Annotated in this window: 14 protein-coding genes; 3 read left to right on the top strand and 11 right to left on the bottom strand. The window is 38.0% G+C overall.

Features of this window, described 5'->3' with window-relative positions; all coding sequences use genetic code 11:
• The 8 genes from dprA to LS74_RS03090 form a co-directional block, all read right to left on the bottom strand.
• The gene (gene dprA / locus LS74_RS03125) at window positions 1-789 is read right to left on the bottom strand and encodes a DNA-processing protein DprA (protein ID WP_034585059.1); all 789 of its coding nucleotides are present in this window, start codon (window positions 787-789) and stop codon (window positions 1-3) included.
• Between the two features lie 33 nt (window positions 790-822).
• Entirely contained in the window at window positions 823-1,857 is a 1,035-nt protein-coding gene (locus LS74_RS03120; RefSeq protein WP_236096784.1) for a divergent polysaccharide deacetylase family protein, read from the bottom strand.
• Window positions 1,858-1,873: 16 nt separating this feature from the next.
• Window positions 1,874-2,110 (bottom strand): cell division topological specificity factor MinE, encoded by a 237-nt coding sequence (gene minE / locus LS74_RS03115; protein ID WP_034585064.1) that lies wholly within the window; start codon window positions 2,108-2,110, stop codon window positions 1,874-1,876.
• Window positions 2,107-2,922: a septum site-determining protein MinD gene (gene minD / locus LS74_RS03110; protein WP_034585066.1), complete on the bottom strand. Its 816-nt coding sequence runs from the start codon at window positions 2,920-2,922 to the stop codon at window positions 2,107-2,109. Before minD ends, minE begins: the two co-directional genes overlap by 4 nt.
• 58 nt (window positions 2,923-2,980) lie before the next feature.
• Complete coding sequence (locus tag LS74_RS03105) at window positions 2,981-4,495, bottom strand: SEL1-like repeat protein (RefSeq protein WP_138128798.1); 1,515 nt, start codon at window positions 4,493-4,495, stop codon at window positions 2,981-2,983.
• 3 nt (window positions 4,496-4,498) lie between these two features.
• Window positions 4,499-5,710 carry an argininosuccinate synthase gene (locus LS74_RS03100; protein WP_034585072.1) on the bottom strand — a complete coding sequence of 404 codons (1,212 nt, stop codon included), beginning with the start codon at window positions 5,708-5,710 and terminating at the stop codon, window positions 4,499-4,501.
• 76 nt (window positions 5,711-5,786) lie between these two features.
• On the bottom strand, window positions 5,787-6,104 hold the full coding sequence (locus tag LS74_RS03095; protein ID WP_034585073.1) for a DMT family transporter: 318 nt from the start codon (window positions 6,102-6,104) through the stop codon (window positions 5,787-5,789).
• On the bottom strand, window positions 6,104-6,604 hold the full coding sequence (locus tag LS74_RS03090; RefSeq protein WP_034585077.1) for a DMT family transporter: 501 nt from the start codon (window positions 6,602-6,604) through the stop codon (window positions 6,104-6,106). Before LS74_RS03090 ends, LS74_RS03095 begins: the two co-directional genes overlap by 1 nt.
• A 105-nt stretch (window positions 6,605-6,709) precedes the next feature.
• On the opposite strand from LS74_RS03090, the gene LS74_RS03085 reads away from it, so the two are divergent.
• Window positions 6,710-7,933, top strand: a complete 1,224-nt coding sequence (locus LS74_RS03085; protein ID WP_034585079.1) for a cation diffusion facilitator family transporter — start codon at window positions 6,710-6,712, stop codon at window positions 7,931-7,933.
• A gap of 136 nt (window positions 7,934-8,069) precedes the next feature.
• On the opposite strand, the gene LS74_RS03080 is transcribed toward LS74_RS03085, so the two are convergent.
• Entirely contained in the window at window positions 8,070-11,147 is a 3,078-nt protein-coding gene (locus tag LS74_RS03080; protein ID WP_138128796.1) for a type I restriction endonuclease subunit R, read from the bottom strand.
• Window positions 11,148-11,312: 165 nt separating this feature from the next.
• On the opposite strand from LS74_RS03080, the gene LS74_RS03075 reads away from it, so the two are divergent.
• Together LS74_RS03075 and LS74_RS03070 are read left to right on the top strand one after the other, a co-directional pair.
• Window positions 11,313-12,434 (top strand): ImmA/IrrE family metallo-endopeptidase, encoded by a 1,122-nt coding sequence (locus tag LS74_RS03075; protein WP_034587167.1) that lies wholly within the window; start codon window positions 11,313-11,315, stop codon window positions 12,432-12,434.
• Entirely contained in the window at window positions 12,431-12,928 is a 498-nt protein-coding gene (locus LS74_RS03070; protein WP_034587165.1) for a DUF4411 family protein, read from the top strand. The genes LS74_RS03075 and LS74_RS03070 overlap by 4 nt, the downstream gene beginning before the upstream one ends.
• Window positions 12,929-12,972: 44 nt before the next feature.
• Here LS74_RS03070 and LS74_RS03065 read toward each other — a convergent pair whose 3' ends face one another.
• Together LS74_RS03065 and LS74_RS03060 are read right to left on the bottom strand one after the other, a co-directional pair.
• Window positions 12,973-14,178 carry a restriction endonuclease subunit S gene (locus LS74_RS03065; RefSeq protein WP_034587163.1) on the bottom strand — a complete coding sequence of 402 codons (1,206 nt, stop codon included), beginning with the start codon at window positions 14,176-14,178 and terminating at the stop codon, window positions 12,973-12,975.
• On the bottom strand, window positions 14,175-15,680 hold the full coding sequence (locus tag LS74_RS03060) for a type I restriction-modification system subunit M (RefSeq protein ID WP_034587161.1): 1,506 nt from the start codon (window positions 15,678-15,680) through the stop codon (window positions 14,175-14,177). The genes LS74_RS03065 and LS74_RS03060 overlap by 4 nt, the downstream gene beginning before the upstream one ends.
• Window positions 15,681-15,693 lie beyond the last annotated feature (13 nt).

Here is a 15,693-nt window from a genome sequence, read left to right as displayed (position 1 = left end):
CTACACCACTCGTATGCTTCCTGATTCCCGCACGATTTTACCTTCAAGCTCGTATTCATAAATCTTTTCACCAAATTTTAAATACGCCTCTTCAAAGCTAGGATTCTTCATACAAAACTCTAAAATCTCATCATTTTCTTGCAATTTCACGCCAAAAATCTTCTCCAAAAACGCATTTATATCATAAATACATTGTGCCTTGCCTTGAGCTAAAAGCTCTTGTGTCCCCTCACTCTCCCCCAAACGATGGGGCAGGACAAAAAGCTCTTTTTTAAGCTCACAGGCGATTCTCGCACTCTGCATTGAGCCACTTTGCCTATCAGCTTGAGGGATAATCACCACATCACTTAGGGCAATCACAAGCCGATTTCGCTCCAAAAAGCTAAATCTATGGGGCATATATGGGCTTTCATACTCGCTTATTACCACAGATTCTTGCATCATTTTTTCAATCATAGCCTTATTTGAACGCGGATAGTAAATATCTAGGCTTGAGGGGGAGAACATTATCGTGCGTGGGAAAGCGTGAGTATGTGCGATAATATCTACACCTATCGCCCCTCCGCTCACCACCACACCTTGAAGCTTTGCGATATTTGAAGCGAGTTTAGCAACAAAGGACTTTGTGTAAGGATTAGGCTTTCTTGTGCCGACAATGGCGATTTTGGGCTGTGCTTGAAGCAGAGAATCTAACGCTACGCCCTTATAAAAAAGCTTTTTTGGGGGATTTTTTAACGCTTTGAGATTTAAAGGGATAGATTCTAAAGATTGTATATCCGCTTGTTTCATTTCAAATCCCCTAAAACCTTACATATTTAGAATCTAGAAAAATGGCGAACGCACATAAGATAAAGTATTGTTTTCACGCAAAAAGTTTTCTAACTCACTGGGTGAAACAAGCTCTAAGTTAGCATTAAGCTCTTTTTGCATTTGTGTTAATGCCTTAAAAGTGCTAGGGTGCGGATGGCAAATGGCTATGGCATAGCCCTTTTTCTTTGCTTTTTGGATAAGTGATTGAAGTTGCTTTTTGGTATAAGCGACATTTGTTTGATTATCTAAAAATATATCTCGTTGCATTATCAGTCGCTTTTGCTCTTTAGCGAGAAGCTCACTTGCCGGATTAGGGATTGTAACACTATCAATAAACTTTAAATTAAGCTCATCAAAGACTTCTAGCAGGTTTTTCATATCCGTTTTGCTTTGGGTGAATTTTGATCCGGTGTGATTATTGAGATACACAAGATGTGGGAAATCCCGCTTAATTTGCAGAATCTGCTCTTTTAAACTCTGCTTGTCAATGCCAACTTTTAAAGGCTCAAGCTCTTTTTGTATAAAGTTTTGTGCCTCTAGGGGCAAGTGAATCATAAAGCTTTTGCCATTGTTTATAACACGCTCTGCTAGGCTTGGCGTTATGGCGTTATGGCGGGTTTTGGGAAAAATGGAGGGCGTGATATTAAGGGGTAAAGATTCTAAAGCCTTAATTTGAGAGAGCTTTGAAAGATCGTCCATTATCAGCAAAACTTTTGGCTTTGAAGCAAGGGGCAGATTCTGCGGATTTTGTGGATTTTGTGATGTCTTATTTTTAATCTTGGGGCTTTGCGTATCGTTTTGATTAAAGTCCTTAGAATCTGCAGATTCTATGTTATTTTCTTGTGTAAGCTTATTTTGTTTCATCTCATCAAGCTCTATAAAATTATCCGTATGCAGTCCAAAAAACATTTGGCTAAAGCCCTGAATCAAAGGGTGGGCGATAACCTTAGAATTAGATTCTGCAAGGTTTGAAATAGAATCTGCCCTGCATAATGCAGCAGATGTAAAAAGCGTAAAAATCCCACAAAGCAAAAAGCGGATATTCACCACACATTCCCTTTCACTATGCGTTACCTAGCGTGATTTGCACTTCAAGGGTGGATATGTGGCTATTGCTATTTGTGCTGAAATGTATGTCGGTTGCTTTTGTGTATTTCTGCACCACTTGCAGAATCTCTTTTTGCATATCCTCAAGGTAGGGGATATTTGCGGTGCGTTCGTGGGACAGCACAAGTTTAAGCCGCTCCCTTGCGTTTGTCGCACTTTTTTTGGAGCTACCAAACACACCAAACAAACTCATTTAAATATCCTTTTTAACGCCCCTAGCATTCCCTCACTCTCTAAGCTCTCAAAAGGCACATCTACTCCTAGAATCCGCTTTGCAATATTTGCATACGATTTGGCACTTGGGGCTTGTGTATAGATAACCGGCTCACCATTATTTGTCGCACTCACAATTTTACTATCCTCTGGGATAAGCCCAATAAGAGGCAAGGCAAGTATGCCTAACACATCATCGGTTGAAAGCATCTCGCCCTTTTTCACAAGCTCTGGCTTAATGCGATTAATGATGATATGCTTTTGCACCTCTTCATTATTTTGTGCCTTATGACTTTTTGCATCAATTATGCCTATTACCCTATCGCTATCCCGCACGGAGCTAACCTCTGGCGTTACCACGATTAACGCCCTATCCGCCCATAAAATAGCGTGTTCAAATCCCCCTTCAATCCCAGCTGGAGAATCTATCAGCACGAAATCAAACTTCTGCCTTAGCTCATCAATCAACGCGCCAACCTTATCCTTATCAAGTATCGTCTTATCCTTTGTTTGCGAAGCGGGAAGAAAGTAAAGATTTTTTGTTTTTTTATGATTGATGAGGGCTTGTGAGAGATTACATTTACCTTCCATTACATCAATGACATCATATACAATGCGATTTTCTAGCCCAAGGAGCATATCAAGGTTACGCAAACCAATATCAAAATCTATCGCTACAACTTTCTTCCCGCTAGATTCTAGCTCCATAGCTAAACCCACAGCGAGATTTGCTGTTGCGGTAGATTTGCCCACACCGCCTTTACCTGAAGTAATCGTAATAACTTGTGCCATATCTGCTCCCATTTATCAATTAAAATATCATTATATAATGCTAAAGTTTAGTATGCGCTTATTTGAGCTTTTGTTGCAAGCTATTAAACATTGAACAAGCATTATCTAATCCACCCTTACAAGCTTTTTGATAATATTTCAATGCTAATTCATTATTACTACTCACACTTCCAAAGCCGTGCTCATATATGCTAGCAGCACCTGAACACGCTACATTAATAATGATTTTTGTATGCTCCTCACATCTGTAAATATTTGCCTTTTCTTCGCTCAAAGCACTCACGGCTTTGCAATTTCTTTTCACATCACTTTCACAAGCAAATAATGTATGCTCTAAGGCTTTATTTGCATCTTTAGTCGTTCCACCTAAGCCCTGCATTTCCCATAATCCTAATTGATAACAACTATTTGCATCTTTTAGCTCACAGCCTTTTTCTAAAAGGATTCTTGCCTGTGTGTGATTCTTATTTGCTCCACCAAAGCCGTGATAATAGTAAGATGAAAGCCTCTCACAAGCAGTGCCTAAACCATCTTCACAATCACTCTTATACATTAAGCCATACCTATCAAGATTCTCATTTTCACTATATTGCTCTAAAGCCTTTAGATTCTCACAACCTGCCTTAAATCCATAGTTACACGACAAAGTGGCGTATTTTTTAGCAAGGGGGATATTTTGTGCCACACCCTGCGCGTGTTCATATATAATGGAAAGATTATAGCAACCTCCACCATCTTTATTATCACAGGCTTTTTCATAATATTTTTTTGCATTACTCAAATCTTTTTTTTCAAATTTATAACTCGCACCTAACGCCCGACAGCCAAAAGGAGAATCTAGCTCACACGCCTTAAGTGCGTAAGAATGCAAGAGTGGCTTTTTGTTTTGCGGAATGCTCTCAAAAATACCGAGCCAAACCTCACTTATTGCGACTTCACACGCTGCTTTTTGCTCTTTTAAAGGTAAAGAAGCAGCAAGACATTTTTTGCCATAAAGAGATTCTCGTTCAAGAGGAAGCGGCTCTTTACTTGCCTTTTTAATATGCTCAATATAGTCCCACTCCACCAAACCGCTCTCTAGATTCACAATGCTAAAAATAAAATGATAAGACACAATATGCAAACTGCCTTGCTTTGTTGTATCATTTGTAATCCGCGCACTTAAGGAATATTTAGGAGCAATCAATGTGCCTTTAGGGATAATGTCGGCAAACTCCTCATTGTTACGCATTGCACGAATCTTATCAAGGCTCGGGTCAGCATTAAAAGCATTTCCAGCAATCGCTGCAGTAAGTGTGATTTTTTGTGAGCTTACCGTGTCCGTGATAATCTTCCGCGCCAAAAGCCCAATGTCAATATCAAAATCACTCAAATTATTAAAATCTGAAATCATTAGAACTTTTTTTGTTTTAGAATCTTTTATAAATGAAGATTCTAATAAATCCGCTCCTGCTAGAGAGGTGATTTGAGAAATATCATCAAAGTTGAGCACAAATGGACTATTTTTATTAGGCTCGGCATAAATATATGTGCAAAATAAAAATACTAAGATACAAAATCTTAACCCCCTCATCACTTATTTATCCCTATTTGCCTTTCCTGCGATGATAAGGCGTAAAGCATTAAGCTTAATAAACCCTGCGGCATCTTTTTGATTATATACAGAATCTTCCTCAAAAGTGCTATATGCTGCATTAAATAAAGAATTTTTAGATTCTCGCCCTATAACAATGACATTCCCTTTATAGAGTTTAAGGCGCACTACTCCACTTACTTTTTGCTGTGTCTTATCAATAAGTGCTTGTAATGCCTCGCGCTCTGGGCTAAACCAATAGCCATTATAAATGAGCTCTGCATACTTTGGCATTATAGAATCTTTTAAATGTGCCTCTTCCCTATCAAGACACAAAGATTCTATCGCACGATGAGCTTTTAGATATATCGTGCCACCGGGCGTTTCATAGCAGCCACGAGACTTCATACCCACATAGCGATTTTCTACTAAATCAAGCCGCCCTATGCCGTGTTTGCCCCCTAGCTCATTGAGTTTCGCCCAGAATCTTGCCGGGCTTAATCTCTCTCCATTAATCGCCACGCCATCGCCCTTTTCAAACTCAAGCTTGATAGATTCAGGCTCATTTGGTGCGTTCATCGGTGAGACACTCCAACGCCACATATCCTCTTCAGGCTCAGCATTTGGATCTTCTAGAATCTGCCCTTCATAGCTGATATGAAGCAGGTTTGCGTCCATTGAGTATGGCGATTTATTAGGCTTTTTCTCAATGCTAATACCAGCAGATTCTGCATAGGCTAAAAGCTTTTCACGGCTGTTTAAGTCCCACTCACGCCAAGGGGCGATGACTTTTATATCAGGATTTAACGCATACGCTCCAAGCTCAAATCGCACTTGATCATTGCCCTTGCCCGTTGCGCCGTGTGCTATTGCGTCCGCTCCAACGGCTTTTGCTATCTCTACAAGCCTTTTTGCAATCAAAGGTCGCGCGATACTTGTGCCTAGCAGATACTCGCCCTCATAAATGGTGTTCGTGCGAAACATAGGGAATACAAAATCCTTGATAAACTCTTCTCTCAAGTCCTCAATGAAAATATTCTCACTCTTAATGCCAAGCTTCAACGCCTTAGCCCTTGCGGGTTCTACTTCCTCGCCCTGTCCAATGTCTGCGGTGAAAGTTACCACCTCGCAGTTGTAGTTATCCCCAAGCCACTTTAAAATCACGCTTGTATCAAGCCCACCGCTGTATGCCAAAACGACTTTTTTAATTGCCATAATTCTCTCCCTTCATTTGATATGCAGAATCTAAACCACGCATTATAATGAAAATTTTGCCTTTTGTGTGAAAAATCTAACCTAACGCCTTTAATCCCACGCTAGAAGCGATAATCACACATACGCAAAAAAGCTTCAAAAATGACTTATCCTCTTTAAAAAACACAATCCCAACAAGCACCCCACCAGCCGCACCAATGCCCGTCCATATCGCATACGCCACGCCCATAGAAATCTCTTGCATAGCAATAGATAGGCAGGTAAAGTTCCCTGCAAAAATCAGCGCAAGACACAAAATATAGATTTTATTTTTGGTATCAATGAGCTTTTTCATCGTCCATACACCAGCGATTTCAAACACCCCAGCAATAAAAAGTAAAATCCAATGTAGCATTATTTATCCTTTGTAGAATCTGTATTGGAAGTCCTAGATTCAGCTTTTTTTGAAGCCATTGTAGAATCCTGTTGCGTATCGCTAGATTCTATAAACAAAGATTCTAGCTCTTGTGGCAAATAATCGTGTATGTCTTGTGCGGTTTTACTCTCTTTGACGCTACATTTTAGCCCCAACACTCCAAGCATAAGCGTTGAGATAAGAGCGATTTTTATGAGTGATGCCTCCTCGCCAAATAGCACAATCTCAGCCACCACCACACCGCCCGTGCCAATGCCAACAAACACGCTATACACAATGCTAACCTCTAGCCTTTTCATCGCTAGAACCGCACAAGTGAAAGAAAAGGCAATGCCAACACCGGTCAAAGCCTTTAGCGGCAGTGTGTCGGCATACTTTAGCCCACTCACCCACGCCACTTCACAAATCCCGCCAATTAGGATTAAAAGCCACGCTAGATTTTTACTCATAGTGATTTTTGTGTTGATTTTTTGAATCATTTTTACCCTTTCAACTCCCAAAATACACCCGCAATTATAGCCTTTGCGTATTAATCATTTTTAATCATAATCATTTGTAGGAATACCAATCTACAAGGCTGCATAATGACTACACAGCAAGATACGACATACAACCGCCGCTCTTATGGCACAAGTGTGCGGAAAAGCAAACAAGATTCTAAGCGAGATTTAGAATCTAAACAAGATTCAGTTTCCAAACAAGATTTAGAATCTAAACAACCTTTAGAAAAGCAACCTTTAGAATCTAACACAGCACAACCTAACCCCACAAACCCCATAGAATCTAGCGTAGATTCTACCCTTATGGATTCTAACCACACAGAATCTAATCACCCCGCAACACAGAATCAAGACAAGCATAAAGCACAGATTCTAGCCTTAAAACACGTCCTTAAGACAGATTCTAAAAAAGCGGCACAAAAAGAGCAGTTTGTCCTTAAAGTCTCAATGTATAGTGCATTAATCCTAGCGATTTTTGGCATTAGCTTTGGAATCTTTGTAAAATCTATGGCGGTGATTTTTGATGGTTTTGTAGCGTTAATTAGCGTGGGGCTTGGGGCTTTAAGCGTGATTACTTCTCGCTACATTTACAAGGAAGATGATGACATTTTTCAATACGGCTATGTCCGCTTTGAGCCGATGGTAAATCTCTTTAAATCCCTTGTGCTAGTCTTTGTGTGCGTGTATGCTTTTATCAATGCCCTGCAAAGTATCATTCACGGCGGCTATGCAGTGGAGCTTGGCGGGGCGGTGGCGTATAGTCTGTGTGCGTTTGTGTTTTGTGCGATTTTGTTTATTTATACGCTGTTTTATACGCGACTTTTAGAATCTGATTTGATTAAAGTGGATAATACGGAGTGGAAGATTGACTGCGTGCTGTATTTGGGGGCATTGGGGGCTTTTGGTGTGATTTATTTTGTGCTTAGTCCTAAGAGTGCTTTAGCGATGTATGTTGATCCCTTGCTTTTAGCGGTGCTATCGTTAATGCTGTGTGTCTCGCCTATCCGCATAGCCATTGCGAATTTTAAAGATTTGATTATGGTTGCCCCAAGTGAGATTGATTCTAAAATCACGCAAATTATGGAATCTTTGAGTAAAGATTTTGGCTTTAGCGATTATGATACGCACGTAGCGAAATCGGGGCGATTCTATATGGTGGAAGTGAATATCTTAATAGATAAAAATTGCAAGATTAGTTCGGTAGCGGAGTTTGATTGTGTGCGAGATAGGATTGAAAAATCCCTTGATATTCCAAGCTATAAGATTTGGCTATCTGTAAGTTTTACAGGGAATGCTAAGTGGTTGTAGGGTGCAAAAATTTAGCTTATTTGATAGCAAAGATTCTAAATGCAAAGCTTTGGAATACAATCTAAATCAAGCAATAGAATCTGCCCCTTAGCTCTACTTGCTCTATATTCGTTAGCCAACCTTTGCTTATATGTGATTATTTCTCCCCCATAAGCTCTTGTGCGATAAGCTCGGCTTGTTTGATGGCATTATCTACACCTAGCTGTATGCTATTTGGCGGATAGCCGTATTTCTTTAGCACCTTTTTCACCGCAAGTCTAAGCTCTGCTCTCACACTCTCACGCAAAGTCCAATCAAGCGTAGCATTCTCTTTAATCGTAAAAAATACCGCTTTGCTTAGCTCACGCAGTTTTTCTACGCCCATAATCTCTTCTACTTCTTTAAACTCACTCAATGCTTCATAAAAGGCGTATTCATAATCGCTTAAGCCTGAATCTTGCTTTTTCTTATCACTTGCTATGAGTTCTTGGCTTAGCTCTATTAGCTCTTCAATGACTTTTGCAGCGTCTATGAGTTTATTTTGATATTGCATTAGAATCTGATGAAGTTTTTCATACAAACCTTTGCTTTTTAGCTCTTTTGGGAGTCGTGCTTGTAACTCATCATTTAAGAGTTTGCGTAAAGTCTCTAGTGCGATATGTGGATATTTATAATGTCTCATACCCTCTAAAAACTCATTTGAAAGGATAGAGATATTTTCTGTTTTGATTTGACTTTTATCTAAAATATCTATCATACCCTCACTTACTAGCTCTTTGTCAATGACTTGCTTAATAAGGCTTTGTTTGAGTGCATTGTCAGCTTGGGCTTTGGAGTATTCACTCTTTTTAATGCGATTTTTCAGCAACTCAAAAAAGGCAATTTCTTTTGAAAGCTTTTGTATCTCATCATTTGGTAGCACCATAATATAGGCTTTCACAAGCTTAACTACTTCATCTAAAAATCGCTTTTTTAACTCTTCATCACTTAGAATCTTATCTGTGATTTGTGAGAGTAAGTCAAGCTTGCCCCTTGTGTCTGCTTGAAAATACCCCATATACTCAAAGCCGTGTAACATTTGCTTTAATACTTCGTGCTTTTCATAGACGACTTCTACTAGCTTTTGCTTATCTACAAGGAAGTTTTGCGATTTACCTTGTGTGTAAAACTGCAAGGCTTTTTGAAGCTCTGCCATAATGCCTATATAATCTACAATTAACCCGGAGGGCTTATCTTTATATACGCGATTTACCCTTGCGATTGCTTGCATAAGGGTGTGTCCTTTCATAGGTTTGTCAATATAGAGTGTATGCAGGGGTGGTGCGTCAAAGCCTGTTAGCCACATATCACAAACGATGATAAACTCTAGGCAGTCATTTATATCATTTGCCCTATTTGCGATATGCCTTTGTTCTTCCTTGCTTGTATGGAATCTAGTAAGCTTTGCACCATCACTTGCACTTGAAGTGATGATAACCTTTGCCCTGCCTGTTGTGTAGTCATCACTATGCAAACTTGGCTCAAGCTCTACTAGCTCATTATACAAATCCACGGCAATTTCTCTGCTAGAACACGCTATCATTGCCCTGCCTTTAAGCTTTTCTTTTCTCGCGTTGAAATGCTCTAAAATATCTTTGGCAATGTTTTTTAATCGCTCTTTTGCCCCGATAATATCTTGTAGCTTTAGGAGACTACCTTGCGTGTTATCTGTATCAAAAGATTCTATAAGCTTTTTGCCCTCTTCGCTTAGATGAAGCTTTGCTAAACGACTTTCATAAAATAAAGGCAGGGTTGCACCATCATCTACGGCTTTTTGAAAATCATAAATGTCTATATAGTCTCCAAACACATTTCGCGTATTTGCATTATCTTTTTCTATGGGTGTGCCACTAAAGCCTATATAAGTAGCATTTGGCAGGGCATCGCGGACATTTTGTGCGTAACCATAGGCAAGGGATTCACTACGCAGTCTTGCACTAAAGCCATATTGTGTGCGGTGGGCTTCATCGGCAATGACGATAATATCTCCCCTTTGGCTTAAAAGCTCAAAGCGTTCGTTTTCATCTCTAAACTTTTGCATTGTGCTAAAGATTATCCCGCCTTTTCTTTGCGTGAATTTCTCTTTTAAATCCTTTGTGCTTTCACATCGCAAAGGCGTTGTTTGTAAAAGTGCGCTTGACTTTGCAAAGGTATTAAAGAGTTGATTATCTAAATCTGTCCTATCTGTGAGTAGTAAAAGCGTGGGGTTATTAAGCTCTTTTAGGGCTTTAGCACAGAAAAACACCATTGATAGACTTTTGCCGCTACCTTGAGTGTGCCATACTACACCGCCCTTTTTGTTTGTTTCACTGCTTTGCATAGCCTTTCTGGCACTCTCTATTGCCTTATTTACAGCGTAGTATTGATGATATGCGGCGATCTTTTTATTGAGTTTAGATTCTTTATAGCCTTGTGTATCTTGTGTGTAGCTTTGCTCATAAGTGATAAAATAGCGTAAGAAATCAAGCAAAACGCAGGGCTTTAATACTTCGCAAATATCCACAACACGCGTATTTTCACTTAGCATATCCCCTTGCCCCTGCCATTTTAGAAAGCGTGTAAAGTCCGCATTCAAACTGCCAAGTTTAGAATCTACCCCATCGCTTATGATACACAACGCATTTGGGATAAACAGCTCTTTTGCCTTTTCTTTATAGGTTTCTATCTGCAAGTATGCTTTGTGTAAATCTGCGTTTATATCAAGGGGGTGTTTTAGCTCACATAGCACCAAAGGCACTCCATTGACAAATACCAAAACATCACATCGCACAGAATCTTTTGTGCTAAATACAAACTGATTGAGTGCTAAAAAGGCGTTATTTTCTACATTCTCAAAGTCTAGTAACTCTAGGTTAATCCCCCTTTGCTCATTATTTACCATTGCTTCTAGTGTAATGCCATAAGTCAAGTATGCGTGCATTTTCGCATTAGCACTCATTAAGTCTTCTTCATCACTCAAAGCTAGAATCTTTTTATACGCTTCAAGGGCTAAATACTCTTTTTGCTCCAAGCTTAGAAAGTCATAATTGCTTTTAGATTCAAAGTTTATACGCATAATAGAATCTAAAAATATCTCTTTTACAATCCATTCATCTTTTTTCCTTGCGACTTCTTTTGCATTTTTGCATTCATAGCCAAAACTCCCCAAAGTCTCTAATAATAGCTCTTCTATGCTCTCTTCGTTAAATTTTGACATTGTTTGGTCCTTTCTTATGTATAAAAATCCATTTGTATGAAATATTATAACAAACATTATTCAGAATAGGCATTCTTTACATTAATCAAAAATAATGTGAAATTAAGTATAATAGCCAACCGATTGTTTAAGTTGTTTAAAAGTTTGAAAGAAAAAAGGAAAGTTGTGATTTTGCATAGTGGGAATAGCGAAATGATGAGAAACATTCCATACCAAGAAAATGATATTATCAAATTCTTTGGCAAAAGAAAGGCTCAAGAATTTCAAAAATTTATCAATCATATTTCAACAACTTTTGAAATCAAAACAGAAAAACTCATAAAATTTGCGAATCATTTCAATATCCCATTTGCCTATCTTTTTTTAAATGAACTTCCAAGAACAGAAGAAATACTACCAGATTTTAGAAGAAACGCTACTGAGTTTAGTCAAAATCTTGAATCTTGCATTGCTTCAAGCAAAAAAAAGCAAGAATGGTTTAGAAATTATCTCATAAGAAATGGACACAACAAATTTTTAGTAAATCAAAATCCTACTTTAGATGGGGAAATTATCCAAACAATTAAAGAAATTACACAATTTGATAGTGCAAAGCACCGACCAAAAGGACAGAGATTTAATTTCCTTAGGGATAATGTTGAGCAATATAATATTATTGTGCAACAAAGTGGAATATCTCAGAATAATACAAAAAAAGCCATCAGCTTTAACGAATGTAGAGGTTATGCTATTTACGATGAGTATGCACCTCTTGTATTCATAAACTCCAAAGATACGAGTGAAAACGGTAAAATCTTTACCCTTTTGCACGAATTAGCACATATTGTGCTTAAACACAGCGGTGTTAGCTCCTATGATTTTGATTCACAAGAAGAATATCGTTGCAACAATATTGCAGGGGAAATTCTAATGCCAAGTAAAATTTTTCAATCAATGTGGAATCGGCAAAATTCCATTCAAGCAAATATCCAAAATTTGCAAAGTAGTTTTAAGTTAGCAAGCCCTTTGGCACTTGCCACAAAAGCACTTTTGCTTAAACTAATAAATGGTGAAACATATCAGGGCTTTAAAAATACAGAGCTAGAACGCCTTGCAAACACAAAATCTTCAAAAAGGTGGGGTAATTATTATACCAACATCATCGTCTCCAATAGTGAAAATTTCACCAAAAGCGTTATTATTGACACGCTTAATGGCTATGAAACTTATAAAGAAGCACTTAATTTACTCAATATCAAGCTTGATAAATTTGATAAACTTGCCAAAAAAGTAAAGGTAATCGAATGAAGCGATATTTGATTGATACAAATATTTTTATAGAATCTGCTTATAGGTTTTACGCCTTTGATATTTGCCCGGGATTTTGGGATTTTTTGGATAAATGCTCTCGGCTAGATTCTGTGAAATCTATTAATAAGGTGTATGATGAAATCACTTCTGCCAACAATGATTTACAAAATTTTAAAGAGCGATTAAAAAGCAGGGGATTTTTCCTACCAATAGAAAACATTACTTCTAAATCTTATGCAGAGATTTCTCAGACATTACTCACAATGCAATATACGCAAAAAGCTATACAAGATTTTTCTAATGGAGCGGATTATTTTCTCATAGCACTTGCCTATCAGGATTCCTACACTATTGTAACTCACGAAGCTAAAGGTGGCAGCAATGCTAAAAATAAGATAAAAATCCCCAATGTTTGCGAAAAGCTTGGTATTTGTTGCATTGATGTAGCAGAATTTCTAAGACAAGAACAAGCAAAATTTGTATTAGAATAACTAAGATAAAGACTTGTGGCTTATTATGAGAGATTTATTTCTCTCTAAGCAAATATTGCTTTTAATAGCATATCCCGCATTGCTTGGAGATTCTGAATCTGCTTACGATTGTTTGTTGTTTTATGGTAAAAATTATCCATTTGCGTATGAAATTTCATCATAATATTTTTTGGTGGTATTAAAATTGGGATTTTATAAAAATAAGACTTTTGAAAAAATTCTCTCGCACTCCCAGAAGCAGTATTTATATTGTTAGCAATAATTTCTTGCATTGCATAGTTTAAATAATACTGGGAAACACTTCCTAATACTCTAAAATTCCACATATTTTGATTTTGAAGGGCGGGCAAAATTTCGCTGGTTACAATAGCATACTTTCCCAAACTTGCTCCAACCATTACAAGCAAAAAATCATTTACTTGCAATAAGTATTTTGAATATTTGTTTTTGTCATTCTCATCGAGATAAACTAAATTGTGATTTTCTACAAAACCATTTTTAAAATTTGTTGTTCTAACAACTGGTATCCCAATCTTTTTATACTCTTCACTCTTAAAAGCAAATCCATTTTTTATTTGACACACTTCACTTAAAGGCTTTTCTTCCCATTCATCACGCTTTGGATTGTCTATAAAATAATGGCGAAAAAGGGTAAGGGCTAGAGATTCTAAAGTTTTGTTTTGTCTATGGAGTAAATCTATCTTATCATCAAAGCTACTTAGAATCTCTGCTATTTTTTGTTGTATTGTAAGTGGTGGGAGTAAAAAGGTAAAATCACTAAGAATTTTTGTAGTAATAGTGTCAAAAACAGCTCCATACGATTGATGAATAAAATATTTTGTAAAAACTTTAAGACAATAATAAATAAAGTGAGAGTGTGCATTACTGCATATCCTTAAACCATAGCAGGATTGATTAAAAGCCATAGGATAGGGTATCATTGCAATTACACCTACCGTGCCTCTAGCGGAAATAATAATATCATCTCGTTGCAGTAACTTTGTGCTACTTTCTTGCAATCCTAATTGTGTAATAAATTTTTCACTTGCAACAACATATTTTTTACCATTATTAAAATCCGCAACTGATAGCCAAGGGATTTCTCCATTCCAATATTCTGGTATTGATGTTTTTGGTGTTCCGCCACTAATTATCTCCGCAACTTCCCCAAGCCGGACTTCCTGCCATTGCTCTTTATGGAGAGATTGTAGAAAATTCTCACAATGCTGTTCTTTTAGATTCACAATCATTTCCCACCTATAATCTCTAAATTATTTAGAATCTTTTCACTTAAGATTCTCTCTTCTTTGATTTGAGATTCTAGCTCGGCTTTTAAGCGTGTAAATTCTCTCTCAAAGTCAAAGTCTTCATCATCTTCTGCCAAGCCCACATAGCGACCGGGTGTAAGGACATAGCCTAGATTTGCTATCTCTTCTTTGCTTACACTTTTACAAAAGCCTAGAATATCGCCATATTCCCCACTTTGCTGCTCTTGTGCCTTTTGCCATTTGTGGTAAGTCTCTGTGATTTTAGCAATATCACTTTGAGTTAGAATCCTATTTTTGCGATTGATGAGTTCGCCTAGACTTCGCGCGTCAATAAAAAGCGTGTTGTTATGGGATTTATTGCGTTTGATAAACCACAGACACGCTGGAATCTGCGTGTTTAAAAAGAGTTTTGCAGGGAGATTGACAATACATTCTATTAAGTTAGATTCTATTAAGTTTTTGCGGATTTGCCCCTCTGTGCTTGTGTTGCTTGTAAGAGAGCCTTTCGCAAGGACAAATCCCGCCCGACCTTTTGGAGCTAGGTGGTGGATAAAGTGGCTTATCCACGCATAATTGGCATTTGTGCTAGGGGGTGTGCCATACTGCCAACGCACATCATTTTCTAGTGCTTGGCTGCCCCAATCTGTGGCGTTAAAAGGTGGGTTTGCGATGATGAAATCTGCCTTTAAATCCTTGTGTGCGTCATTGAGAAAGCTTCCTTCACTATTCCATTTGAGTGAGCTAGAATCTATTTTTCGCAAGGCAAGATTCATCTTTGCTAGTCGCCAAGTGGTTTGATTACTCTCTTGCCCATAGATTGAAATATCGCTGATTTTACCCTGATGCTCTTTTACAAACTGCTCACTTTGGACAAACATTCCCCCACTTCCACAGCAGGGGTCAAACACTCTGCCACTATAGGGCTCTAGCATAGCTACTAATAGCTCCACAACGCTTTTTGGCGTGTAGAACTGCCCGCCTTTTTTGCCTTCACTCAAGGCAAACTCACCGAGAAAATATTCAAAAATATGCCCTAAAATATCGCTTGTATTCTCTTGATTAAGTGAGATAGAATCTATTAGGTTTATCAAATCGCCCAAAGTCGCACTATCTAGGTTATCTTTAGCATAGACTTTAGGCAGTACACCTTTTAACTGCGGATTATCCTTTTCTATCAAGTCTAGGGCATAGTCTAAATCTTTGCCTATTTGTGGGCTTTTTGCCTTGCTTAAAAGAGCACTCCATCTAGAATCTTGTGGCACAAAAAAGATATTTTTTGCGATGTATTCGTCCTTGTCTTCTGCATCTTCATTCTGTGAAAGCAACTCTTTGTGTAAAGATTCAAAACTATCGCTAATGTATTTTAAAAATACAAGTCCAAGCACGATATGTTTATACTCTGCGGCGTCTATGTTTTTTCTAAGTTTATCAGCGGCACTAAAAAGGGCGGCTTCTAGCTTTTGGGTTTGTTTTATCTTTGCCATTATTATCCTTTGT

This window comes from Helicobacter magdeburgensis, assembly GCF_000765825.2.
In the GTDB taxonomy this organism is placed as follows: Bacteria; Campylobacterota; Campylobacteria; order Campylobacterales; family Helicobacteraceae; genus Helicobacter_C; species Helicobacter_C magdeburgensis.
This window is presented reverse-complemented; position numbering and strand designations above follow the sequence as displayed.

Excerpts from the sequence above, each read along its gene's own strand:
- dprA (WP_034585059.1), bottom strand. The coding sequence starts at position 789 with ATGAAACAAGCGGATATACAATCTTTAGAATCTATCCCTTTAAATCTC.
- LS74_RS03105 (WP_138128798.1), bottom strand. The coding sequence starts at position 4,495 with ATGAGGGGGTTAAGATTTTGTATCTTAGTATTTTTATTTTGCACATAT.
- LS74_RS03085 (WP_034585079.1), top strand. The coding sequence starts at position 6,710 with ATGACTACACAGCAAGATACGACATACAACCGCCGCTCTTATGGCACA.
- LS74_RS03095 (WP_034585073.1), bottom strand. The coding sequence starts at position 6,104 with ATGCTACATTGGATTTTACTTTTTATTGCTGGGGTGTTTGAAATCGCT.
- minD (WP_034585066.1), bottom strand. The coding sequence starts at position 2,922 with ATGGCACAAGTTATTACGATTACTTCAGGTAAAGGCGGTGTGGGCAAA.
- LS74_RS03100 (WP_034585072.1), bottom strand. The coding sequence starts at position 5,710 with ATGGCAATTAAAAAAGTCGTTTTGGCATACAGCGGTGGGCTTGATACA.
- LS74_RS03070 (WP_034587165.1), top strand. The coding sequence starts at position 12,431 with ATGAAGCGATATTTGATTGATACAAATATTTTTATAGAATCTGCTTAT.
- LS74_RS03060 (WP_034587161.1), bottom strand. The coding sequence starts at position 15,680 with ATGGCAAAGATAAAACAAACCCAAAAGCTAGAAGCCGCCCTTTTTAGT.
- LS74_RS03065 (WP_034587163.1), bottom strand. The coding sequence starts at position 14,178 with ATGATTGTGAATCTAAAAGAACAGCATTGTGAGAATTTTCTACAATCT.
- LS74_RS03090 (WP_034585077.1), bottom strand. The coding sequence starts at position 6,604 with ATGATTCAAAAAATCAACACAAAAATCACTATGAGTAAAAATCTAGCG.
- LS74_RS03080 (WP_138128796.1), bottom strand. The coding sequence starts at position 11,147 with ATGTCAAAATTTAACGAAGAGAGCATAGAAGAGCTATTATTAGAGACT.
- minE (WP_034585064.1), bottom strand. The coding sequence starts at position 2,110 with ATGAGTTTGTTTGGTGTGTTTGGTAGCTCCAAAAAAAGTGCGACAAAC.